This is a genomic window from Bradyrhizobium sp. SZCCHNRI2009, assembly GCF_032485115.1.
Classification (GTDB): Bacteria; Pseudomonadota; Alphaproteobacteria; order Rhizobiales; family Xanthobacteraceae; genus Bradyrhizobium.
Genome location: NZ_JAUEUH010000001.1, coordinates 1,158,928 through 1,181,314, shown reverse-complemented (window position 1 = coordinate 1,181,314; position 22,387 = coordinate 1,158,928). Strand labels below are relative to the sequence as shown.

Sequence of the window (22,387 nt, the reverse complement as noted above, 5' to 3'; positions counted from 1 at the left end):
CCTGATGCGCCCCCTACTCCCACTCAATCGTCCCCGGCGGCTTGCTCGTCACGTCGTACACCACCCTATTCACGCCCTTCACCTCGTTGATGATGCGCGTGGCCGTGTTGCCTAAGAACTTCATGTCGAACGGATAGAAATCCGCGGTCATGCCGTCCGTCGAGGTGACGGCGCGCAGGCCGACGACGTAGTCGTAGGTGCGGCCGTCGCCCATGACGCCGACGGTCTTGACGGGGAGCAGCACCGCAAAAGCCTGCCAGATGGTGTCGTAGAGGCCCGCTTTCCGGATCTCGTCGATGTAGATGGCGTCGGCCTTGCGCAGGATGTCGAGCTTGTCGACGGTGATCTCGCCGGGGCAGCGGATGGCGAGGCCGGGGCCTGGGAACGGGTGGCGGCCGACGAACACGTCGGGCAGGCCGAGCTCGCGGCCGAGCACGCGGACCTCATCCTTGAACAGCTCGCGCAGCGGCTCGACCAGCTTCATGTTCATGCGCGCCGGAAGGCCGCCGACATTGTGGTGCGACTTGATCGTCACCGAGGGGCCGCCGGTGAAGGAGACGCTCTCGATCACGTCGGGATAGAGCGTGCCCTGCGCCAGGAAATCGGCGCCGCCGATCTTCTTGGCTTCGGCCTCGAACACGTCGATGAAGAGGCGTCCGATGGTCTTGCGCTTCGCTTCCGGGTCGGTGACGCCTGCGAGCTCGCCGAGGAAGAGTTTCGAGGCGTCCACATGCACCAGCGGGATGTTGTAGTGGTGCCGGAACAGATCGACGACGGTCTCGGCCTCGTTCAGGCGCAGCAGGCCGTGATCGACGAACACGCAGGTGACCTGGTCGCCGATCGCCTCGTGGATCAGCACCGCGGCGACAGCGGAATCAACGCCACCGGAGAGGCCGCAGATCACCTTGCCTTTCCCCACCTGCGCGCGGATCTTCTTGATCTCCTCGGCGCGGAAGGCGTGCATGGTCCAGTCGCCGCCGAGACCGGCGATGTTGCGGACGAAGTTGCGGATCAGCTTGGCGCCGTCGGGCGTGTGCACCACCTCGGGGTGGAACATCAGGCCGTAATATTTGCGCTGCTCGTCCTGGATCACGGCGAAAGGAGCGTTCGGCGAGACGCCGGCGACGGAGAAGCCGGGCGGCATCTGCGTGATGCGGTCGCCATGGCTCATCCACACCTGGTGCTGCTCGCCCGGCTGCCAGACGCCGTCGAACAGGCGGCTCGATGTCTTGACCTCGACGTCGGCGCGGCCGAACTCGCGGTGGTGGCCGCCCTCGACGGTGCCGCCGAGCTGGGCGGCCATCGTCATCTGGCCGTAGCAGATGCCCATCACGGGCACGCCGCTCTCGAAGATCAGTTGCGGGGCGCGCGGCGAGCCTTCCTCGTGGACCGATTCCGGACCGCCGGAGAGAATCACGGCCTTGGGCTGCATCTGCCGGAAGGCGGCCTCCGCCTTCTGGAACGGCACGATCTCGCAATACACGCCGTCCTCGCGCACCCGGCGCGCGATCAGCTGCGTGACCTGGCTGCCGAAATCGACGATCAGGATCTTGTCGTGGAGCGCGGCCACGGAGGTGTCAGTGGCGGCGCTGGCGGGGGTGTTGGGCTGGGCTGTCATGGCAAGGAATTACGCCGAGAGCACGAGTCCCGCAACCCTTCGCCGGGGTTGACGCCCTTTCCTCCCCGTCATTCCGGGGCGCGCGGAGCGCGAGCCCGGAATCCATAACCACGACCGGGAGTATGGATTCCGGGCCCGCGCCAAGGGGCGCGTCCCGGAATGACAGCGTGCTTGTGGCAACGCCGTCATGCCCCGCGAAGGCGGGGTATCCAGTACGCCGCGGCGTCTCGGTCGGCCACGACCGGCGGGTGGATTACTGGGTCCCCCGCTTTCGCAGAGGACGACGGTGGAGGATGCCGCGGCTGCCTCCTCCGTCATTGCGAGCGCAGCGAAGCAATCCAGAGTCTCGCGCGCAACCCTGGATTGCTTCGCTGCGCTCGCAATGACGGCGGTGGGTGGAGTTTAGGCCTGCTTCTTCAATACCGACACGAAGAACCCGTCCGTACCCGTCCGGCGCGGGGTCATCAGCCAGCCCTCCGGCGTCTTCAGCGCGGCCTCGGCGAAGGCCTCGGCCTTGTCCCAGAGGACGGTGGCGGTCTGGTCTGGGGGCTGGATGGCGAAGGCCGGGTGCCGATCCACGAAGGCGCGGACCTGGTCGCCATTTTCGGGCTGCAGCACCGAGCAGGTGATGTAGGCGATGCGGCCGCCGGGCTTGACCAGGGAGGCGGCGCGGTCGAGCACTTCGGCCTGGTCCTTCAGCCGGATCTCCAGCGCGCCGGGGCGCATGCGCCATTTGGCGTCGGGATTGCGGCGCCAGGTGCCGGTGCCCGTGCAGGGGGCGTCGATGACGACGAGATCGGCCGAGGCCTTGATGTCGGCGAGCGGATCGGCGTCACCCTTGGGGCTGCGCACATCGGCATTGTGGACGCCGGCGCGCGACAGCCGCTCGTGGATGGGCGCGAGCTGGCGCTTGTCGTGGTCGGTGGCGATCAGCCGGCCCTTGCCGCCCATCATCGCGGCCAGCGCCAAGGTCTTGCCGCCGGCGCCGGCGCAGAGGTCGATGACCTGCTCGCCGGGCTTGGCGGCCGTGAACAGCGCCGCGAGCTGCGAGCCCTCGTCCTGGACCTCGATCGCGCCCTTGATGAAATCCTCCTCGGCATGGATTCCGGGATTGCGGGCGTCGGCACCGAGCGTGATGCGCAGGCCGATCGGCGACCACGGCGTCGGCACCGCGCCGAGATGCTTCAGCGAGGCCTGCACCTTGTCGCGCTTGGCCTTGAGCGTGTTGACGCGCAGATCGAGCGGCGCGCGGCTGGCCATCGCCATGGCCTCGGCGACGCGGTCGTCGCCGAACACCGCAGTGAGATAAGGGTCGAGCCAGTCGGGATAGTCGCCGGCGACCGGCGGCGGCGCGCCCTCGGTCGTGCGCGAGGCCAGCGCCGTCTCCTCCTGCGCGGTCAAGGGCGGCGGCGCGAAGCGGCTGCCGTCGCACATCGCGGCGATGGTCGGCACGTCCAGCCCGCGCTCGAGCTTGAGCATGCCGAGCACCCGCGCCCGCGCGGTGTCGTCCTGCATCACCCAGGCGCTGGAGGCGCGGCGGCGGAGCACGTCCCAGACCAGCCCGGCGATGGCGGCGCGGTCGCCGGAGCCGGCGAAGCGGTGGCTGGTGCCCCAGTCCTTCAAGGCCTTGGCCGCCGGCGCCCTCTGGGCCTCGATGGTCTCGATGATGTCGATGGCGGCGGACAGCCGGGCGGCGGGGGTCATTGGGGGTCCAGTTCTAGATCAGGAGAAGGATCTTGAGGGCGAAATACAGCCACATCGCCAGCAGCACCAGCGCCGAGGCGGTCCAGGCGAGGCCGCGCTGGCGGCTGTCCTTGGCGCCGCTGACGAGGCCGGCATTGACGAAGCGGGTCACCACGAACACCCAGGACAGCAGCACGATGACCAGATCGGCATGCCGCAGCGGCAGCGCAATCGCGATCAGCGCGTAGAACAGCGTCGGCAGGCCGAATTCGTCGGCGACGTCAGCGGTTTGTGCCCGTGTCCTGTTCCAGAACAGCAGCGCGAAGGTGAGCCCGACCTGCACGAAGACGGGCAGTAGCACCATGGTCAGCGACATGGAAATCCCCCTTGAGAAAGTCGAAGGCCCGGCATGATGCCGGGCCCTCGTGGATGAACCGGTTCCCTCAGGACTCCCGATAAGCGCCCGTGGTTCCCGCTTTTTTCCAGACAGGCTTAAGAATTACATCAGGTGTGCTCAGGCCTTGTCGGGTCCGACCCGCACCAGCTGCTTGCCGAAATTGGCGCCCTTGAGCAGGCCCATGAACGCGGACGGCGCGTTCTCCAGGCCCTCGGTGACGAACTCCTTGTACTTGACCTTGCCGTCGCGGACCCAGGTCGACATGTCCTTGAGGAAGTCGCCATGGCGAGAGGCGAAATCGCTGACGATGAAGCCGCGGATGGTCAGCCGCTTGGTCAGCACGTTGCGCATCAGGGCGCCGGCCCATTTCGGCGCCACCGACTGGGTGTCGTTGTAATGCGCGATCAGGCCGCAGACCGGCATGCGGGCGAAGGCGTTGAACAGCGGGAACACCGCCTCGAACACCGGGCCGCCGACATTCTCGAAATAGACGTCGATGCCCTTCGGGCAGGCCTCTTTCAGCTTCGCGGCGAGATCGGGATCGCGGTGATCGAGGCAGTCGTCGAAGCCGAACTCGTTCTTCACATAGTCGCATTTGTCCTTGCCGCCGGCGATGCCGATGGCGCGGGCGCCTTTGATTTTCGCGATCTGCCCCACCGCCGAGCCGACCGCGCCGGAGGCCGCGGCGACCACCACCGTCTCGCCCGGCTTGGGCTGGCCGATGTCGAGCAGGCCGGTGTAGGCGGTCATACCGGGCATGCCGAGCACGCCGACCGCGGTCGAGATCGGCGCCAGCTTCGGGTCGACCTTGGCGAGGCCCTTGCCGTCGGAGATCGCGTGCGTCTGCCAGCCGGCGCGCGCCAGCACGATGTCGCCGGCCTTGAAGCCGGGATTGTTCGAGGCCACGACTTCGCAGACGGTGCCCGCTTCCATCACGCCGCCGACCGGCACCGGCTGGGCATAGGACGGCCCGTCGCTCATGCGCCCGCGCATGTAGGGATCGAGCGACAGCCAGATCGTGCGCAGCAGCACCTCGCCAGCACCGGGCGTCGGAACGGCGTAGTCCTCGAGACGGAAGTCGGTCGGCTTGGGCTCGCCGACGGGACGGGCGGCGAGAACGATGCGCTTGGCTTGGGACATGGTGTTTCCTCCTGATGTTATTATGCTTGCTGAGGGAGCGGTGCCCTCTCCTCCGTCATTCCGGGGCGCGCGTTAGCGCGAACCCGGAATCCAGAGGTGAGGTGCGCAGGTGATGATGCAAGACAATATCGGGATTCCGGGTTCAGCACGCCGCGCGTTGCGCGTCGCGCTGCCCCGGAATGACGTGGGTATGGCTTACGCCCCACCCGGATAGTTCGGGCTTTCGCGGGTGATTGTCACGTCGTGGACGTGGCTTTCGCGCAGGCCGGCGCCGGTGATGCGGACGAACTCGGCCTTGGAGTGAAATTCGCCGAGATCCTTGGCGCCGACATAGCCCATGGCGGCACGGAGGCCGCCAGCGAGCTGGTGCATGACGTTGCCGACCGGGCCCTTGTACGGCACCTGGCCCTCGATGCCCTCGGGCACGAGCTTCAAGGTGTCCTTGATGTCCTGCTGGAAGTAGCGGTCGGCCGAGCCGCGCGCCATCGCGCCGACCGAGCCCATGCCGCGATAGGCCTTGTAGGAGCGGCCCTGCCACAGGAACACTTCGCCTGGGGTCTCGTCGGTGCCGGCGAGCAGCGAGCCGACCATGGCGACATCGGCGCCCGCGGCGAGCGCCTTGGCGAGGTCGCCGGAGAACTTGATGCCGCCGTCGGCGATGACCGGCACGTCGGCCTTCTTGGCGGCCTCGACCGCATCCATGATCGCGGTGAGCTGCGGCACGCCGACGCCGGCGACAATGCGCGTGGTGCAGATCGAGCCCGGGCCGATGCCGACCTTGACCGCGTCAGCGCCGGCATCGATCAGCGCCTGCGCGCCGTCGCGGGTGGCGATGTTGCCGGCGATCACCTGCACCGCGTTGGAGATGCGCTTGATGCGGTTGACCGCCTCGAGCACGCGCGAGGAATGACCGTGCGCGGTGTCGACCACGACGAGGTCGACACCGGCCTCGATCAGCTTCTCGGTGCGCTCGAAGCCGCCCTCGCCCACGGTGGTCGCGGCGGCGACGCGCAGGCGGCCCTGGCCGTCCTTGCAGGCGAGCGGATGCGCGACCGCCTTCTCCATGTCCTTCACGGTGATCAGGCCGACGCAGCGATACTGGTCGTCGACGACCAGCAGCTTCTCGATGCGGTGCTTGTGCAGGATCTTCTTGGCCTCGTCCTGGCCGACGCCCTCGCGCACGGTGACGAGGTTCTCATGCGTCATCAGCTCGGAGATCTTCTGGCGCGGATCGGTAGCGAAGCGCACATCGCGATTGGTGAGGATGCCGACCAGCTTGCCGGGGATGCCCTTGCCGCCGCCGGTGACCACCGGGATGCCGGAGAAGCCGTAATCCTTCATCAGCGCCAGCGCGTCGGCGAGCGTGGCGTCGGGCGCGATGGTCAGCGGATTGACCACCATGCCCGACTCGAACTTCTTGACCTGGCGCACCTGGGCGGCCTGGCCCTCGGGATCGAAATTGCGGTGGATGACGCCGATACCGCCGGCCTGCGCCATGGCGATCGCCATGCGCGCCTCGGTGACGGTATCCATGGCGGAGGCCATGATCGGAATGTTGAGCGGGATCTCGCGCGTCACGCGCGAGCGGATGTCGACCTCGGAGGGCAGCACATCGGACAGGCCCGGCTTCAAGAGCACGTCGTCGAAGGTGAAGGCTTCGCGAAGTGTCTGGACGGTCGCCATCGTCAACTCCTTGTCTGCGGCCAAAACGGCCGCGATGCGGGTACGGATGAGCGACGCCGCCGTCGAGACCATGCCTCGCCGTCGAATCGGTGCCCATCGGTGGGGTTGACGCGGGTCGATAGCATGGGCCTGTGACGAATCAAAGGGCCGATCCGCTGTCCTCCCGCGATTGCGAAGAACGGCCCAGACCGGCCCTGATCAGGTCCGAAACGCGCAACAAAAGGTCGCCGAGCCCCCGATTCCGGAGCAGAAGTTCTGCGCCTCTAGCGCCATGCGCCCGGCGGTGGCCCGTAGCGGCGGATGGCCTCGACCACCTCGCGGTGCCGCCGGTCCTCCCGCCGCATGTGCACGGCGATCAGCGCGTGCGCCGAGGGCACCAGCAGCATGACGTGGAAGAACAGGCCGAGGACCAGACACACCAGACACAGCAGCAGGTTGAAGATCGCCGCGAACGGCTGCCCGTTGAGCAGCAGACCCAGCGGCGGCACCAAAGCGGCGAGCAGGTAGATCATCGGCACATCTCCAACAAAACGGGACGCGGCAGCGTCACGCTGCATCTAGGGGGCCATGCCAGCAGCGCAATGGCCTCGTTCGTCGCAGGGTGTTAAAGCCCCGGCGCCCGCCCTCCTCCTCCCGCTGCCGACCTCCGATGAACAAGCAACGCGTCATTCCGCTGATCGTCGCCACCGCCCTGTTCATGGAGAACATGGACTCCACGGTCATCGCGACCTCGCTGCCGGCGATCGCCAGGGACATCGGCACCAGCCCGCTGACGCTCAAGCTCGCCATCACCTCGTATCTGCTGTCGCTTGCGGTGTTCATCCCAGCGAGCGGCTGGACCGCCGATCGCTTCGGCGCGCGTCGGGTGTTCTCGAGCGCGGTCGCGGTGTTCATGATCGGCTCGATCGGCTGCGCGCTCGCCAACTCCGTCGAGAACTTCGTGTTCGCGCGCATCCTGCAGGGCATGGGCGGGGCGATGATGACGCCGGTCGGGCGTCTCGTTCTCTTGCGTTCCGTCGACAAGAGCGCCCTGGTCGGCGCGATGGCCTGGGTCACCATCCCCGCGCTGATCGGTCCGGTGATCGGACCGCCGGTCGGCGGCTTCATCACCACCTATTTCTCCTGGCACTGGATCTTCCTGATCAACATCCCGATCGGCATCGTCGGCATCATCATGGCGCTGCGCTTCATCGATCCGATCAAGAGCGACAATCCCGAGCCGTTCGATCTCTATGGCATGGTGCTGGCCGGCATCGGCCTCGCCGGCCTCGCCTTCGGCCTCTCGGTCGCCGGTCTCAACCTGCTGCCGTGGCCGGTGGTCGCGAGTCTCGTTGCGATCGGCGCGATCTCGATGACGCTCTACGTCCGCCACTCCTGGCGCACCAACTCTCCTGTGCTCGATTTCTCGTTGCTGCGGCTGCCGACCCTGCGTGCCTCGATCGTCGGCGGCTTCATGTTTCGCCTGGGCATCGGCGCCCTGCCCTTCCTGCTGCCGCTGCTGATGCAGCTCGGCTTTGGGCTGTCGCCGTTCCAGTCCGGCCTCGTCACCTTCGGCTCCTCCGCCGGGGCAATGGGCATGAAGGCGCTGGCCGCGCGCCTCATCCGCGCCTTCGGCTTCCGCCATCTGATGACCATCAATGCCGTCGTCAGTTCGGTCTTCCTCGCCGCCTGCGCGCTGTTCACGCCGGCGACCCCGCTGCTGCTGATCCTGATCATTCTCGTGGTCGGCGGCTTCTTCCGTTCGCTGCAGTTCACCGCGATCAACACCGTCGCCTATGCCGAGGTCGAGACTGCGCAGATGAGCCGCGCCACGACGCTCACCAGCGTCAACCAGCAGCTCGCGATCTCCGCCGGCGTCGCGGTCGGTGCGTTCTCGGTGGAGACCACGATGTGGATGCACGGCGCGAGCCAGCTCACCGCGGCGTCCTTCGCGCCCGCCTTCATCGTCGTCGCGATCACGTCGGCGCTGTCGTCGATCCTGTTCTGGCAGATGCCTGATGACGCCGGCAGCGAGATCTCAGGCCGCAAGGTGGCCGCGATCGCGAGCCGCAAGGGCGCCGAGAAGGGCGCCGAGAAGGCCGCCAGGAAATCGGCGAGCGAGACCACGCATGATGCGCGGGATCAGAAGCTCGGCTGATCGTCCCGCTTCCGGCTCAAGGACGCCTCGCCCCGGACTTCCAGTAGTCGGCTAGGCGATCGGCCCACATCCGCGCGTGCAGCTCGGTGCCGGCATGGCTCATGTGGCAGCCATCGTGGCGCAGCTTGAGCCCGATCTGGTCGGTATCCGGGCCAGGATAAACGCCGAGTGCCGGGTTCGGCACGGCGGCCTGGGCTGAACGGATGATCTCGTCGGGAACACTGCCGCAGAGCGTCGCCGTGGCGACGAAGATCGGCGCCGTCACGTCGGCCGCCCGCAGGCCGGCAACGATCTCAAGATAATTGCGCAAGTAGGACAGTCGTCCCGCTTCCTTCATTTTCGCAGTGACGTCTAGGGACGCGCCGTCCTCCGCGCCATTGGTGGAGAACGCGAAGGCGTTGTACTCGCCCTGATGCCAGAGCACCGCGCTCGGTTCGAGATTGGCCTCGCGCAGGCCGGCGACGGTTGCGAGCAGCACCTCGAAATACTTGCCGCCGCGGGCGCGCCACTCCTCGAGATAAGTCCCGCCGATCGCAACGGGTGCGATCACGACCGTCTTCGCCAGCCCGCGATCGATCAATTCGTCGCCCAACCGGGTGGCGACGTTCTCGCCCTCGCCCGGCGTTCCCAGCAATGGATTGCGCGCCACGTAGCAGCGGCCGTCGAAGCGGTCGAAATTGTAGAACCGGTTGTGAGGCTGATAGAGCCGGCCACTCTGATCGGGCGCGCCGGTGTTGGAGATGTTCGACTGGCCCGCGGTCAGAAGCACCACCAGCCCCTCGCGCGGAATCGCGTCGCAGGCGATCGGCGTGGCCCTGGCACGCACAGCCTCGTTGTCCGGCAGGAGGCAGCGCGAGGCGTTGCCGCCCGCGATGAAATCCGCGTCAGAACCGTACAGTGCACGGGCCAGGTTGCGTCCCTGCAGCAGGCTCTGCACCTCCGGGTCTCCGCTCGCGCCATCGATACGACGGTCGATGTCAGCAAAGGCGGCGCGCCGCGTGCGCACCTGCTCCAGCAGTGCCAGGAACCCAGGGGCGGTCGAGATGGGTCCGACGGCGCAGGGAACGCAATTGCCGTCGCGCGATTTGGCCGAGGTGGTCGGCTGGCAGACGTCGCGGGCCGGCAGCACCTCCGCAGCTCCTGCCGTCGCGGTCAACGAGACGGCCAACCACGCTGCGACAAGCGTGGCCACGATTGCGCGTCGCATCATGCTCGCATCACTTCTTTCGTCGCCTCGGCTGACGGCCGCCTCAGGCGTCGGGCATCTGCCTCCCAGCCTCGAACATGCCTGAGGAGACCGGATTTCCATTATAGTCCGACTTCATGAAAGAGAGCCGAATCGATCCGCAGCCGCTCGCGGCGATGGCGATGAACTGTTGGCCGTCCGCGCTTCTCCTGGCAGCGACGGCGCTTGCCGCCCCGGCACTCGGGGGCATCGTCAGACCAGCCTTCATCCTCGGCTGCGCGGTGGCCGGCTGGTTCGCGTGGCGTCGCAGCCCCGCGGCCCACGTGCAGTCGGCGATCCTGATGTTCGCCTTTGCTCCTTTCGTGCGCCGCCTGGTCGACATCTCCGCAGGATTCGATTCGTCCGGCGTCATGCTGAGCGGCCCGCTGCTGTTCATCATCGCGCCAGTTCCGAGTCTGGTGCTTTCGCCCGCGGACAAGGACAGGCCGGGCAATCCCTGGCTCGTGGCGCCCTTCATCGTCCTCGCCTGCATCGTCTATGGCGGCGCGCTGTCGATCTTCCAGAACGACTGGTTCAACGCCGCCAATGGCGGAATGAAATGGGCCGCGCCCGTACTCTATGCGATCGCCCTGCAGCAGCGGGCGCGATCCGACGGCGCCCTGCTCGATGCAATCACGCGCGTGTTCCTGCTGGTGCTGCCGGTCACAGGCCTTTACGGCATCTGGCAATATGTCGATCCGCAAGGATGGGATCGGTTCTGGATGGTGAATGCCAGCATCACCTCGGCCGGCTATCCGCTGCCCTACATGGTGCGCGTGTTCAGCACGATGAACGGCCCGGCCAGCTACGCGACCTTCACGGCCACCGGCCTGCTGCTGGTGGGCTTCCTGCGCCCGGGATGGCCGGCAATGGCGGCGATGGCGCCCGCGGCGCTCGGCCTGTTGCTGTCGCTCTACCGCACCAGCTGGATCACGCTCGCGGTGGGCGTGCTGTTCTGCATGTTGTTCCCCGCGACGCGGCGTCGGGCCGTATCGATCACGGTCGGACTGGTCGGCGCGGTGATCGTCACCGTCCTGTTCACGCCGTTCGCGGAGGTCATCACCTCCCGTCTGGAATCGCTCGGCAGCGTGTCGCAGGACAGCAGCGGCAGCGAGCGGCTGGATGAGTTCGTCACGCTGTGGAATGCGCCGAACAGCATGGTCCTGGGATCGGGCTTCACCATCACCGACGTCGGCGTCGCCGGCGCGATGCCGATCGACGGGCAGATCATCGCAAGCTGGGTGACGATGGGCATTCCGGTCGGACTGATCTGCCTCGCGGCCTATGTCTGGGTTGGGCTCGCCGCCACCGGCGCCGCGTGGCGGATACCGACGCGCGAGGGCGCCGTGCTCGGGGCGCTCGCCATCAGTGCGCTCTTGATTCAGCTGCCGCTGACCAGCATCTCCTCCGGCGAGGTCTCGGCGCTGTTCTGGATGCTCGTCGCGATGGCCTGTCCGCTCGACCAGATGGCCGACGGAGCACGGCGCACCGTCGCCGCTCGGCAGCATCAGGCCGGCGCCTGATCGGACGTTGCAGCGCGCGGCGTGATCGCCGCAGTCTGGGGCTTGCGGGAGGCCGGCGGTGCGAGCCCGAAGACGGCCAGCAGATTGAGCCGCCGCAGGATGGCATGTGCGATCAGAGGAAGCACCACGCCGGCCGCCGTTCCGGCCAGCAGATAGACCCATGGCGATGGCGGGATGTGCAGCTTCAGCATGATGATCCGCATGCCCGAGCCGGCAAGGATGTGCAGCACATAGATCGTCATCGACGCGACGCCTGCGGCCGCCAGCCAGCGATGGCTCGTTGGCGCGAGCAGCTTGCAGAGCCCGACCGTGCCGGCGATCCCGAGCACACAGGCCGGCAGGGAGGCGAGCCCGTTGGCGTCCATGCCGGACAGCTGGCCGCCCAGCGCCACTGCGGCCGCAAACGCGATCCCGATCACGGCCAACGCGGACCAGCCGAACGGCCGCCATTCCGCCACGACGCTGACACCGTAGACGCCCGCGACGTAGAACGGCAGATGATGCAGCGTGAGCGCGAGGTCAGGCCGGATCGGCAGCGCGAGGAACACGCCGAGCCCGGCCAGCGCGAGCGTGGTCAAAACCGTCCGCGACGGGACCAGCACCGCGATCACGTGGCAGATCATCAGCGCGTAGAGAAACCAGAACTGTGCGATCGGACGATACCAGATCGCGGCGAGATCGCCGGGATGAATCGGGATGTTGGCATCCCGCGCCAGCAGCATCGTGATCCCGCCCTGGATCAGCGACCACAGCACGTAGGGATAGGCGATGGTCCAGAGCTTGGAGGTGAGGAAAGGACGCGCGCCGCGCCGCAAGCTGTGCTGCACGTTCAAGCCGGCCAGGAAGAAGAACAGCGGCATGTGGAACGTATAGAGCGTGTAGTCCATCCAGCGCGCGACGGCTCCATCCGGGAAGATGCCGGGGCGCACCAGACCGCCAAGCACATGACCGTACACCACCAGGATGACACCGAGGCCGCGCGCGAAATCGATCCACGCCGTGCGCGCGGTGTCAGCCGTTGCCCTCTGCGTTCCAGCATCCATGCCCGACTTGTCCTGCCTCTGTCGCGCAGCCCGCGTCCGGTCCGCGATGCTGCGAAGTCAGCGCCCCAAGTCATATCGCAGCCGGCTTTGCAGCGCCGTCGGCGCCTGCCAGGACATCGGAGGTATTCTCGCGTTAGTCTTAACCAACCGATAAGCCTCTGCCGGATGGCTGCGCCTACGCCGGGGATCGCGACCGGAGCCAGGCCCGAGCTGGAGGCAAAGGCGCTGCCGTGATGCTTCTCCGAGGCGAGCTCGAGGTGACGCCGTGCCACCGTCGCGCGTACAAGTGCGAGGTTCGACGGCGGGCCCGCTGCCGCCTGCGGCGGCCTCTCTGCCTACCCGACAGCACGATCGGGAACGTCACCGCCCGACGAAACCGCGTCGCGCCAGCCCTGCCAGCGCACCGCGCAGGCGGGCGCGATCGGTGATGACGCCGCGGGATGAGCTGAACAGGCGGACCACCAATTGCCGCCGTTGCGCTTCGTCGGGCTGCAGGCGCAGATGCGTGGTCGTCCTGGAGACGGCCTCGACCGACGCCTCGAGCCATCCGAGGCCGTCGAGATGCAGCGGCAATCGGGTGCCCGGCCGGTTCATGCGATGATGCGGTGGACCGGCCACGCGGGCCGACGACAGCGACAGCGCCTCGATCTTGCACGGCACGACCTCGCCGCTCTGCGCCAGCCAGCCCGCCTCGCCGCTCGGAAACAGGTCCTCGCCGCGCGGCAGCTCGAAGCAGACGAGAAACGCGATGAAGGCGATCAGCATCGCGATGCCGGCCCATAACAGATTGAAGTAGTCGATCGACGAAATCTCGCTGGCTGCATTCGGCGACACGAACGCCCAGACGATGGCCGCCGCCGAGCTCGCGGCGATCGCGCCGAAGATCGCGGCGAGCTTGCCGTGGACGCGCGGCTTGGAGCGGTCGCCGCCCTTGTCGGTCACCTTGAAGGGGCGGCCGAACGGCCGGACCAGCGCGCTGAGCAAGGTGGCCGTGACGGCAAAGCAGGTCACTGCATGGGTCGCTTCCATGAACAGCGGCAGGGTCTTGGAACGCGAGATCCAGCCCATGTAGATGATCGTCCCGAGCAGCGCCGGCACGCCGTAGCGCAGGAACGACAGATAGTCGGCCTCGAACGCCGGCAGCCCGGCGAACCAGTAGATCGGCGGCGCGATCAGAAGTAGCACCATGAACGGCTTGCAGGCCCAGTTGAGCACGCCATGCAGGAAGTGCCAGCGCTGGGTGAAGCTGTAGCCGCGGCTGCGCAGCGGACCATCGCGCAAGAGCGCGACCTGGATCGTGCCGAGGCACCAGCGGGCGCGCTGGGTGATGTATTCGGGCACGCCTTCCGCCGAGAGGCCGAAGCTGAGCGGTTCGTTCAGCCAGACCGTGCGATGGCCGCGCTTGAGCAGCGTGTAGGTGAGGTTGAGATCCTCGGAGATCGCCGCGTGCGGGAAGCCGCCGATCTCCATGAGCCGCTCGCGGCGGACGACGAAGGAGGTGCCGACACAAAACGCGCAGCCCCAGGCGTCCTTCGCCGGTTGGAACACGTCGAAGAAGAAGCGCTGGTCGTCGACCCAGTGGCTTGACGCCAGCAGATTGTGCTGGATCGGATCGGGGTTGTAGTAGAATTGCGGCGTCTGCACGACGGCGATATCGGGCTCGGACAGCAGCAGGCCGACCGTCCGCTGGAGGAAGTCGCGGCGCGGGGCGAAGTCGGCATCGAGCACCAGGATCACCGGCGCGTTCGATAGCTGCGCCGTCGCCGCAAGCGCGTTGTTGAGATTGCCGGCCTTGGCGCCCTTGTTGTCGGGCCGCGTCAGATGGCGCGCGCCGACCTCGTCGCAGAAGGCGCGGAGCCGATCGCGCCTGGTGTCGTCGAGCACCCAGACGGTCTTGTTGGGATAGTCGAGCGCGAGCGCGGCGAGGATCGAGCGCTCGACTATCTCCATGGGCTCGTCATAGGTGCAGATGAACACGTCCACGGCCGGCTGCTCGCCCCGTGCGGCCAACGCAGCTTGCGCGGCGTCGGCCTGTCCCGAGCGGTCGACGCTGCGGGTCAAGATCAGAATCGACATCAGCGTGTAGGAGATCGCCACGATCTCGAGCGTGATGAACAGCCGCGGCCACAGCGCCTGCAGGGTCAGGTCGAACACCGGCAGCGTGTCGTGCCAGCGCCACAGCGTGTAGATCAGGAGGAACGACGCTGCGGTAGCGCCGAACAGCAGGCGGTCGCGCCGGCGCGTCGGATCGAGCAGACGCGCCATCACGAGGAGCCCGAGCAGGACTCCGAGATCGGTGGTCAACACCGAGGCGTCATTGCTGGGGAGCGGAAACATCAGGGGACCCTTGCGCCGGTGAAAGGATTCCAGCCGGTCTCGGCGAGCACGGCCCAGGCGGTAGCACCGAGATGCGGGCGCTTGTAGTAGAAGAAGTCCTGGATGGTGGTCGCGCCCGTCGGGTCGATCGACAGACCCGTGGTGAGGCGCGCGTTGCGCGTCGCGTTCAGCAGTCCCGTTGCCGTGCGGTCGGCACGCAACCCTGCAAGCAGCTCCTCGCTGGCAGCGGCATCCCCGGCCATGCGATAGGCCAGCGCCGCCTGCGCGGTGCCCTCGACCCAAACGCCGTCGCGATCGCCGTTGAAATCGAAGCCTCCGTCGACGGCAAGATGAGTTTCGGCAAAGCGCAGCGCCCTGCGCCAGTCGGGCGCATCCGTCACCGCCATCCACGGCCAGAGCTGCACGTCGAGCGCGAGCAGATTGTCGTCGGCGAGGTGGCCGTCGGGCTTGGTGCCGAGCAGGAAGCGATCGCCGCGGAACGTGCGATCGAGCAGGCGGCGCGCCGTCTGCGCGGCATCCTGATAGCGCGGCTCCAATGTGATACGATGGAGCCAGGAGGCCACGGCGTAGACATCGGCATTATGCTCGGTCGACATCCAGCTGAGGCGCACCTGCTGCGGATCGTAACCGTGATAACCGCCGCTGAAGCCGTCCGCTCCGTTCGATGCGCTGGCAATGATCCAGTCCATCAGGCGCCGCGCGCCGGACAAGTAGTCCTCCTCGCCGGTCGCCTGATGCAGCGTCAGCAGCGCCAGCGCTGCCCAGGCGACGTTGCCGGTCGCGGTGCCGTCCTGCGCGGCATCCTCGCCCCAGATCTTCTTCTGGTCGTCCCACCAGCCCGGCAGCAGCGCCGCCCCGGGGCCGACAGGACCGGCGCGATAGGCATTGCGAAGGCGCCCATCGCCGAAGGTGCGATCATGAGCGGCGGCATGCACCAGCGCGTTGCCGATCACGCGGCCCTCGTCGGTGCGACCGCATGCGACCAGCGCGATCGCTGCCAGAGCGTTGTCATAGGTGAACGCCGTCGTCGAAAGGCCGAGCGGCAGCCCCTCCTCGTCGGCACCCGGCTCGTAGCTGCGAATGAACGCCGCGTCACGGCCGGCGAGGCCAGGCTCGACGGCCTGCACCAGTCCCGCACAGAGCGAAGTCTCGGCCCGCATCGGCGATGCGCCGCCGAGCAGAGCGATCACCGCCATCATCATGGAGAGAAGCCTCATTGTGCCGAGACCGCGCGCGCCGTCGGAAGCCACTGCTCGTCCAATACCGGCTGCTGCGCCGGGTGCGACCGCAAGGCGGAGTCGAGCTTGGTGACACCGGCACGGCGCGTCGCTTCGTCCGGCTCAGACGGGTCCAGGTCGGTCAGCGACGCAACGAGGTGGCCGAGCCGGCGCCATGTCACCGACATCGACGGCACGATGCCATTGTCGCGCGTCACGGTGACCCACTGCCCCACCGTGCAGGCCGGTGTCGCCGCGGAGGTCGGCTGCGCCGCCGGTTTTTCGTCGGCAGCATCAGGTGTGATCATGACATAGAGCTCGCGCCGCTCGGTCTGCGGAAATGGCACGGCAAAGCGCTCGTCGACCTTGTCGCTGGTCTTCGGCAGCACGGCGCTGACGATGCCGCTATGGAAGCCGCCGCCATCGATGCGCACCTTGGTGCCCGGCTTCATCGCTTCGCCCTGGCGATAGGAGAAGATCGCGACCACAAAACGCTTGTCGCAATCGACCACCGAGGCGATCGTATCGCCGGCGCTGACGTGGCGTCCGGTGTCGGCGCCCACCGCCAGCACCTTGCCGGGACCGGGCGAGAGCACGTCCGCGGCAGCGAGCCGCGCCAGCCGCGCGCGCTCCGACTTGATCAGGCCCTCGAGATCATCGAGCACGGCCGCCTGCTGTTTCTCCTCGATCTCCATCCGCCTTGCATCGAGATCGATGTCACGGCGCTTCTGACTGAGCATGTTCAGCGCGACCAGATCCTCGCCGACATAGACGCCGGCGTCGAGCGCCTTCAGCTGTGTCAGCTTCTGGTTCAGCTTGGCAGTCTGCGCATCGGTGTCGTGCAGCGCCGCCGCATATTGCTGCTCGGTCGGCTTCAGCATCTCGACGCTGGCGGCATCGCGCGCGACCATGCGGTTCTGGCGGTCGACGATGGCCTTCTTCTCGCTGCTCTGCGCGTTCGACTGCGCGACGCGGGCACGCAGCTCCTCGATCTGGGACTGCAACTGCGCCTTCAACTGACCGGCTTGGCTCGCGATCTCCCGATCGAGCGAGCTGACATAAGCGACGTCGGACTGATGCTTGGCGCGGGTGGCGTCGAGCTTCTGACGCGCGTCGCCCGCCTTTTCTTCCAGCGAGATGAGCGTGGCGCGGTCGAGCCGCGGATTGGTGATCTCTGCGAGGCGGTCGCCGGACCGAACCTCGCCACCCGGCTTGGCCGTGAGCGAATCGACCTGGCCCGCGATCGGGGACGTCAGCAGCATCACCGGCGCATCGACCACGGCGCGATCGGACTGGTCGGCCACGATCGGCGGCACCACCGCGGTCAGCATCAGCGCCGAGAGGATGCCGGCCACGCCGAGCGCCGACACCCTGAGGATCACGGGATGGCGCTGTGGCTGGGTTGCGGTCTTCGGAGCGGCGGGACGTTGCGCGGGGGCTGGCTTGAAACCGTCATCGAAGCGATCGGTCATCAGGTCTCTTTCGGTTTGGGGTGACACGCCCCGAAAGACGCTTCCTCGGCTGATCCGGAGTTCCAGGCTCCGGTCTCGATGGCTCAACCCAAACCAGATCGCGGGCACATCGTTTCAAGCTGCGCCCGATCTCCGCGCTCACCTCCGGTCACGTTATGTTGCAGTGCGATGGCGCGGTTTCCGCTTGCGGCCGCACTCAATCCTCATTCGCCTTGAAGCGTCCGAGTCCCTTCAAGATGAACGGCGCGATCAGAGCAATCAGCGCGACGACCAGAAGCGTTGCAGAGATCGGCGACTGCAGCAGGGTCATGGGGTCCCCAAGGCTGATCGCGAGCGCCCGCCGCAACTGGCTCTCGGCGATCGGCCCGAGGATGAGCCCGACCACGACGGGCGCAATCGGGAAATCGAACCGGCGCATCAGGAAGCCGAGCACGCCGAAGCCGGCCAGCATCGACAGTTCCACGACCGACGGTTTTGCCGCGATCGTGCCCATGGTCGCGAACACGAGGATGCCAGCGTAGAGCCATGGTGTCGGGATCGCGAGCAGCTTCACCCACAGGCCGACCAGCGGCAGGTTGAGGACGAGCAGCATCGTGTTGGCGATGAACAGGCTCGCGATCAGGCCCCAGACCAGGTCGGGCCGCTCGGCGAACAACAGCGGGCCCGGGTTGAGACCATACTGCTGGAAGCCGGCGAGCATCATCGCGGCGGTCGCCGACGTCGGCAGGCCGAGCGTCAGCAGCGGCACCAAGGTGCCCGCGGCAGAAGCGTTGTTGGCGGCCTCAGGGCCGGCGACGCCTTCGATCGCGCCTTTGCCGAATTGGTCGGGATATTTGGTCAGGCGCCGCTCGGCAGAATAGGACAGGAACGTCGGGATCTCCGCCCCGCCCGCCGGCAGCGCGCCGATTGGAAAGCCGAACATGGTGCCGCGCAGCCACGGCTTCCACGACCGCTTCCAGTCCTCGCGCGTCATCCACAACGAGCCCTTGATGGCCTCGATCTTCTCCTCGGTATGATGCCGGCGCGAGGCGACGTAGAGCGCCTCGCCGACCGCGAACAGGCCGACCGCCAAGGTCGTCACCTCGACGCCATCGAGCAGCTCCGGCACGCCGAAGGCGAGCCGCGCCTGCCCGGTGAGCTTGTCGATGCCGATGAGGCCGAGCGTGAGACCAATGAACAGGCTGGTGAGGCCGCGGATCGGTGAATCGCCGAAGGTCGCGGACACCGTGACGAAGGCGACGCACATCAGCGCGAAGTAGTCCTCCGGCCCGAAGCGCACAGCGATGTCGACGAGGTAAGGCGACAGGAAGGCGAGACCGATCGTGGCGATGGTGCCTGCGACGAAGGAGCCGATCGCCGCGGTCGCCAGCGCCGGGCCGCCGCGGCCGGCCTTGGCCATCTTGTTGCCCTCGAGCGCGGTCGCCATCGAGGCGCTCTCGCCAGGCGTGTTGATCAGGATCGCGGTGGTCGATCCGCCATACATGCCGCCATAGTAGATGCCGGCGAACATGATCAGCGAACCGCCGGGATCGAGCTTGTAGGTGACCGGCAGCAGCAGGGCGACCGTGAGCGCCGGCCCGATGCCCGGCAGCACCCCGACGGCGGTGCCGAGGAACACGCCGACCAGCGCATAGAGCAGGTTCATGGGCTGGACGGCGATCGCCATCCCATGCGCGAGCGCGGCAAAGGTGTCCATCAGAGCAGTCTTTCGAGCGGACCGGCGGGAAGGCTCAAGGTCAGGAGGCGGTCGAAGGCGAGATAGATCGTGGTCGTCAGCACCGCGCCGATGACGAAATCGGTGACAAAGGCGCGCCGGCCGAACGCCGCCGACGTCGTCACGAACAGCGCCGTCGTCGCCAGGATGAAGCCGCCGCCGAAGCCGATGATGGCGATCAGCAGCGCAAGTCCGACAAGAATGAGCAGCACCGCGACCGGATCGGAGCTCTCGCGCGGCGGCAGGTTGCCTCTGACGGCATCGATCAGATTGGCCAGTGCAAGAATGCCGAGCCCGATCGCGATCACGACCGGCATGACCTGCGGGCCCATGCCGTACATCGTGGTCGCCGGGATCTGATTGGCGTCGTAGACCAGCACGAGCGCGACGGCCGCCAGGAGCGCCGCAATGACGATGCCGGCCTTGTCGACGCCTCCCGAGGCGGGTGTCTCGGTGCCGGCGCGCTCCGTCGTCATGACTTGACGAGGCCGACCGACTTCAGCACGTCGGTGACGCGCACGTTCTCCTTCTTCAGGAACTCGGCGAAGGCGTCACCCGGAAGATAGGCATCATCCCAGCCCTTCTGTTTCAGGATCTCCTTCCAGGAATCCGACTTCACCATCTTCTCGACGGCCTCGCTGAGCGTCTTTTTCTGCTCCGGCGTAATGCCGGGCGCAGCGACGACCGAGCGCCAGTTGGCGAGCACGAGATCGATGCCCTGCTCCTTGAAGGTCGGGATGTCGACGCCGGGAATGCGCTTCTCCGAGGATATGCCGATCGCGCGCAGCTTGCCGCTCTTGATCTGCCCGTCATACTCGGACAGGCCGGAAATGCCGGCGGTGACCTTGCCGCCGAGGATCGCCGCCAGCGACTCGCCGCCGCCTGAGAACGGGATGTAGTTGACCTTCTTGGCGTCGGCGCCGACGGCGCCGGCGAACAGCGCGGCCATGACGTGATCGACACCGCCGGCCGAGCCGCCGGCGAAGGTGACCTTGGCGATGTCGGCCTTCAGCGCCGCGGCGAGATCCTGCGCGGTCTTGATCGGCGATGCGGCCGGCACGACGATGACCTGGATCTCCTCAGTCAGCCGCGCGATCGGCGTCACCTGCTCCAGGGTCACCGGCGACTTGTTCATGGCGAGCGCGCCGACCATCACGAAGCCGTTGACCATCAGCTGGTTGCCGTCGCCCTTGGCGCCGGTGACGAACTGCGCGATGCCGACGGTGCCGCCGGCGCCGGCGACGTTGGTCACCTGGACGCTGCGTGCCACGCCCGACGCCACGAAGGCCTGCTGCATTGCCCGCGCGGTCTGGTCCCAGCCGCCGCCGGGCGCGGCCGGCGCCATGACCTTCAACTCGAGTTGCTGGGCGAAGGCTGGAGTACCGGCAAGCACAGTCAAAGCGACGACCGCGCCGAACAGGCGCGTACAGAACGAATTCAAAGCGGTCCTCCACGGTCGGCCGAACGAACGGCTCGCGTTTCTTTTGCCTCTGAGGAACGGCATTTCAGCGGGAAATGCGGCCGCTGTCCAGACGGGATTGCTCGCGCCGTCGCCCGCGTTGCAGCAGCAGCCTTGGGAGAACGAGACGGTTGTGGGAGGAGCGGCCTAACCGCAAGTCCAGACCATCCCCACCGGCGTCCGCGTCCAGCACGGGCCGAAGCTGCCGCCATTGTAATGGCCGCGATAGAAGCCGGGCTGGCCGAAATAATGCCACTCGCCGTTGTAGAGCATGTATTTCGGCGTACCGTCGATATACCAATGGCGGCGGCTGCCGCGCGGCCCGTTGCGCATGGCCTCCTTGTCGGCATAGAGCGGCAGGCTGTTGTTGGGCGGCTGCTTGTAGCCGGGCAGGAAGCCATAGCCCTGCCAACGGTGCGCCTTGCGCTTGTGCGACGGCGCCGCGGTCGCGATCGCGGGCACCAGCAGCAGAAGCATCACGATCGCGACGATGAAACGATGCGGCATCACGGCAGCCCGATGGATACGAGGGTCTCGAATCTTCAGTTCGATTGCGGCATGGCAACGGCCGTTCCGTCATGAAATGTTTCAGCGATGCCGCCGATGCGCGCGGCGCGGCGGAGGCGACGGTGGGGCGTAGAAGGGATTGAGATCGCACATCGCCGCACGGCCCGACGCCGTCGCGCGACATTGCGGCAGCGACGTATAGCTGCAGTCGATCCACTCGCCACCGCCAAACCGGCCGCCTTCATAGACCTTCATGCACACGGGATAGCGCGGATCGTAGGCCTGGGCGTGAGCAGAGCCCGATAGGACGAACCCGACCGCCAAACCCAGCGCGAGGGCGCTCCAGTTGAGGACACGCATGCAGGACCTCCGGAATCGACGTCTCGCCGGCCCAGGCCGATTCCCGAGACGGTGATTGCCCCTGCTCTGTATCGCCAGGGCGTCAAGGCCGCAATGACGCCATTACAACAGGTCGGCCTGCTCTCCGCCGCGGAACCCCATCGCCAGCACGTAGCGCTCCGACGAATCCTGCCGGCTCGCCGCCGGCTTGACGTGACGGACGCTGGCGTAATCGCGCTTGAGCTGCGCCATCAAGTCGGCATCGGCGCCGCTCTGGAACGTCTTGGCGAGAAAGCTGCCGCCCGGCTTGAGCACCTCGCTGGCGAAATGCGCGGCGAGTTCGACGAGACCGACAATGCGCAACTGGTCGGTCTTGCGGTGGCCGGTGGTGTTGGCCGCCATGTCCGACATCACCACATCGGCACGCCCGCCGAGCATCGCGCGGAGCTTTTCGGGCGCATCCTGGGCATGAAAGTCGAGCTGGGTGAAGGTGACGCCGGGGATCTCGCCCATCTCCAGCAGATCGATCGCGATCACCCTGCCCTTCCCGGCTTCGGCCCCGACCCGGCGCGCCGCGATCTGGCTCCAGCCGCCGGGCGCAGCGCCGAGATCGAGCACCGTCATGCCGGGCTTGAGCAGATGATGCTTGTCGTCGATCTCGAGCAGCTTGTAGGCCGCGCGCGAGCGATAGCCGTCGCGCTTGGCTTGCGCGACATAGGGATCGTTGAGCTGGCGCTCCAGCCAGAGTTTCGAGGACAGCTTGCGCTTGCCTCCGGTCTTGACCTGCACATGCATGCGGCCCGTGGTGTCTTTTGCCATGTGTTTCTCGGTCGTCGTGACCAGACGCGGGAGGCGAAAATCCATCCACGCTCGAGGTCTGGCGGAACTACAAA

At 67.1% G+C, this 22,387-nt stretch carries 19 protein-coding genes; 2 read left to right on the top strand and 17 right to left on the bottom strand.

What is annotated here, in order from left to right:
- Positions 1–13: 13 nt before the first annotated feature.
- The 6 genes from guaA to QX041_RS05265 form a co-directional block, all read right to left on the bottom strand.
- A complete protein-coding gene (gene guaA, locus QX041_RS05290) occupies positions 14–1,618 on the bottom strand; it encodes a glutamine-hydrolyzing GMP synthase (protein ID WP_316164628.1) in 1,605 nt (534 codons plus the stop codon).
- A 402-nt stretch (positions 1,619–2,020) separates the two neighbouring features.
- Entirely contained in the window at positions 2,021–3,322 is a 1,302-nt protein-coding gene (locus QX041_RS05285) for an RsmB/NOP family class I SAM-dependent RNA methyltransferase (protein WP_316164627.1), read from the bottom strand.
- Positions 3,323–3,335: 13 nt separating this feature from the next.
- Positions 3,336–3,677, bottom strand: a complete 342-nt coding sequence (locus tag QX041_RS05280) for an MAPEG family protein (RefSeq protein ID WP_315827416.1) — start codon at positions 3,675–3,677, stop codon at positions 3,336–3,338.
- 138 nt (positions 3,678–3,815) lie between these two features.
- Positions 3,816–4,838 (bottom strand): NADP-dependent oxidoreductase, encoded by a 1,023-nt coding sequence (locus QX041_RS05275; protein ID WP_316164626.1) that lies wholly within the window; start codon positions 4,836–4,838, stop codon positions 3,816–3,818.
- 195 nt (positions 4,839–5,033) lie between these two features.
- Positions 5,034–6,521 carry an IMP dehydrogenase gene (gene guaB / locus QX041_RS05270; protein ID WP_315827414.1) on the bottom strand — a complete coding sequence of 496 codons (1,488 nt, stop codon included), beginning with the start codon at positions 6,519–6,521 and terminating at the stop codon, positions 5,034–5,036.
- Between the two features lie 263 nt (positions 6,522–6,784).
- On the bottom strand, positions 6,785–7,033 hold the full coding sequence (locus QX041_RS05265; protein WP_316164625.1) for a hypothetical protein: 249 nt from the start codon (positions 7,031–7,033) through the stop codon (positions 6,785–6,787).
- Positions 7,034–7,170: 137 nt separating this feature from the next.
- Between QX041_RS05265 and QX041_RS05260 the strand changes: the two genes are divergently transcribed.
- On the top strand, positions 7,171–8,658 hold the full coding sequence (locus tag QX041_RS05260; protein WP_316164624.1) for an MDR family MFS transporter: 1,488 nt from the start codon (positions 7,171–7,173) through the stop codon (positions 8,656–8,658).
- A 16-nt stretch (positions 8,659–8,674) separates the two neighbouring features.
- Here the strand turns inward: QX041_RS05260 and QX041_RS05255 are convergent, their stop codons facing one another.
- Positions 8,675–9,868 carry a sialate O-acetylesterase gene (locus QX041_RS05255; RefSeq protein ID WP_316164623.1) on the bottom strand — a complete coding sequence of 398 codons (1,194 nt, stop codon included), beginning with the start codon at positions 9,866–9,868 and terminating at the stop codon, positions 8,675–8,677.
- Between the two features lie 113 nt (positions 9,869–9,981).
- Here QX041_RS05255 and QX041_RS05250 point away from each other — a divergent pair, with 113 nt between their 5' ends.
- Positions 9,982–11,406: an O-antigen ligase domain-containing protein gene (locus tag QX041_RS05250; RefSeq protein ID WP_316164622.1), complete on the top strand. Its 1,425-nt coding sequence runs from the start codon at positions 9,982–9,984 to the stop codon at positions 11,404–11,406.
- On the opposite strand, the gene QX041_RS05245 is transcribed toward QX041_RS05250, so the two are convergent.
- From QX041_RS05245 to QX041_RS05200, 10 genes are all read right to left on the bottom strand, one after another.
- Positions 11,391–12,449, bottom strand: a complete 1,059-nt coding sequence (locus QX041_RS05245; protein ID WP_316164621.1) for an acyltransferase — start codon at positions 12,447–12,449, stop codon at positions 11,391–11,393. The two genes, QX041_RS05250 and QX041_RS05245, sit on opposite strands and share 16 nt — an antisense overlap.
- Before the next feature lie 360 nt (positions 12,450–12,809).
- The gene (locus QX041_RS05240) at positions 12,810–14,786 is read right to left on the bottom strand and encodes a cellulose synthase catalytic subunit (RefSeq protein WP_316164620.1); all 1,977 of its coding nucleotides are present in this window, start codon (positions 14,784–14,786) and stop codon (positions 12,810–12,812) included.
- On the bottom strand, positions 14,786–15,988 hold the full coding sequence (locus tag QX041_RS05235; protein ID WP_409999261.1) for a hypothetical protein: 1,203 nt from the start codon (positions 15,986–15,988) through the stop codon (positions 14,786–14,788). Before QX041_RS05235 ends, QX041_RS05240 begins: the two co-directional genes overlap by 1 nt.
- Positions 15,989–15,999: 11 nt before the next feature.
- Positions 16,000–17,475: an HlyD family secretion protein gene (locus tag QX041_RS05230; RefSeq protein WP_315749781.1), complete on the bottom strand. Its 1,476-nt coding sequence runs from the start codon at positions 17,473–17,475 to the stop codon at positions 16,000–16,002.
- A 196-nt stretch (positions 17,476–17,671) separates the two neighbouring features.
- Positions 17,672–19,171 (bottom strand): tripartite tricarboxylate transporter permease, encoded by a 1,500-nt coding sequence (locus QX041_RS05225; protein ID WP_315714419.1) that lies wholly within the window; start codon positions 19,169–19,171, stop codon positions 17,672–17,674.
- On the bottom strand, positions 19,171–19,665 hold the full coding sequence (locus QX041_RS05220) for a tripartite tricarboxylate transporter TctB family protein (protein ID WP_315714420.1): 495 nt from the start codon (positions 19,663–19,665) through the stop codon (positions 19,171–19,173). Before QX041_RS05220 ends, QX041_RS05225 begins: the two co-directional genes overlap by 1 nt.
- Entirely contained in the window at positions 19,662–20,630 is a 969-nt protein-coding gene (locus QX041_RS05215; RefSeq protein ID WP_315714421.1) for a Bug family tripartite tricarboxylate transporter substrate binding protein, read from the bottom strand. Before QX041_RS05215 ends, QX041_RS05220 begins: the two co-directional genes overlap by 4 nt.
- Before the next feature lie 165 nt (positions 20,631–20,795).
- The gene (locus tag QX041_RS05210; RefSeq protein ID WP_315739174.1) at positions 20,796–21,155 is read right to left on the bottom strand and encodes a hypothetical protein; all 360 of its coding nucleotides are present in this window, start codon (positions 21,153–21,155) and stop codon (positions 20,796–20,798) included.
- A gap of 81 nt (positions 21,156–21,236) precedes the next feature.
- The gene (locus QX041_RS05205; RefSeq protein ID WP_316164619.1) at positions 21,237–21,515 is read right to left on the bottom strand and encodes a DUF3551 domain-containing protein; all 279 of its coding nucleotides are present in this window, start codon (positions 21,513–21,515) and stop codon (positions 21,237–21,239) included.
- A 102-nt stretch (positions 21,516–21,617) separates the two neighbouring features.
- The gene (locus QX041_RS05200) at positions 21,618–22,313 is read right to left on the bottom strand and encodes an RlmE family RNA methyltransferase (protein WP_315714424.1); all 696 of its coding nucleotides are present in this window, start codon (positions 22,311–22,313) and stop codon (positions 21,618–21,620) included.
- Positions 22,314–22,387: the final 74 nt, after the last annotated feature.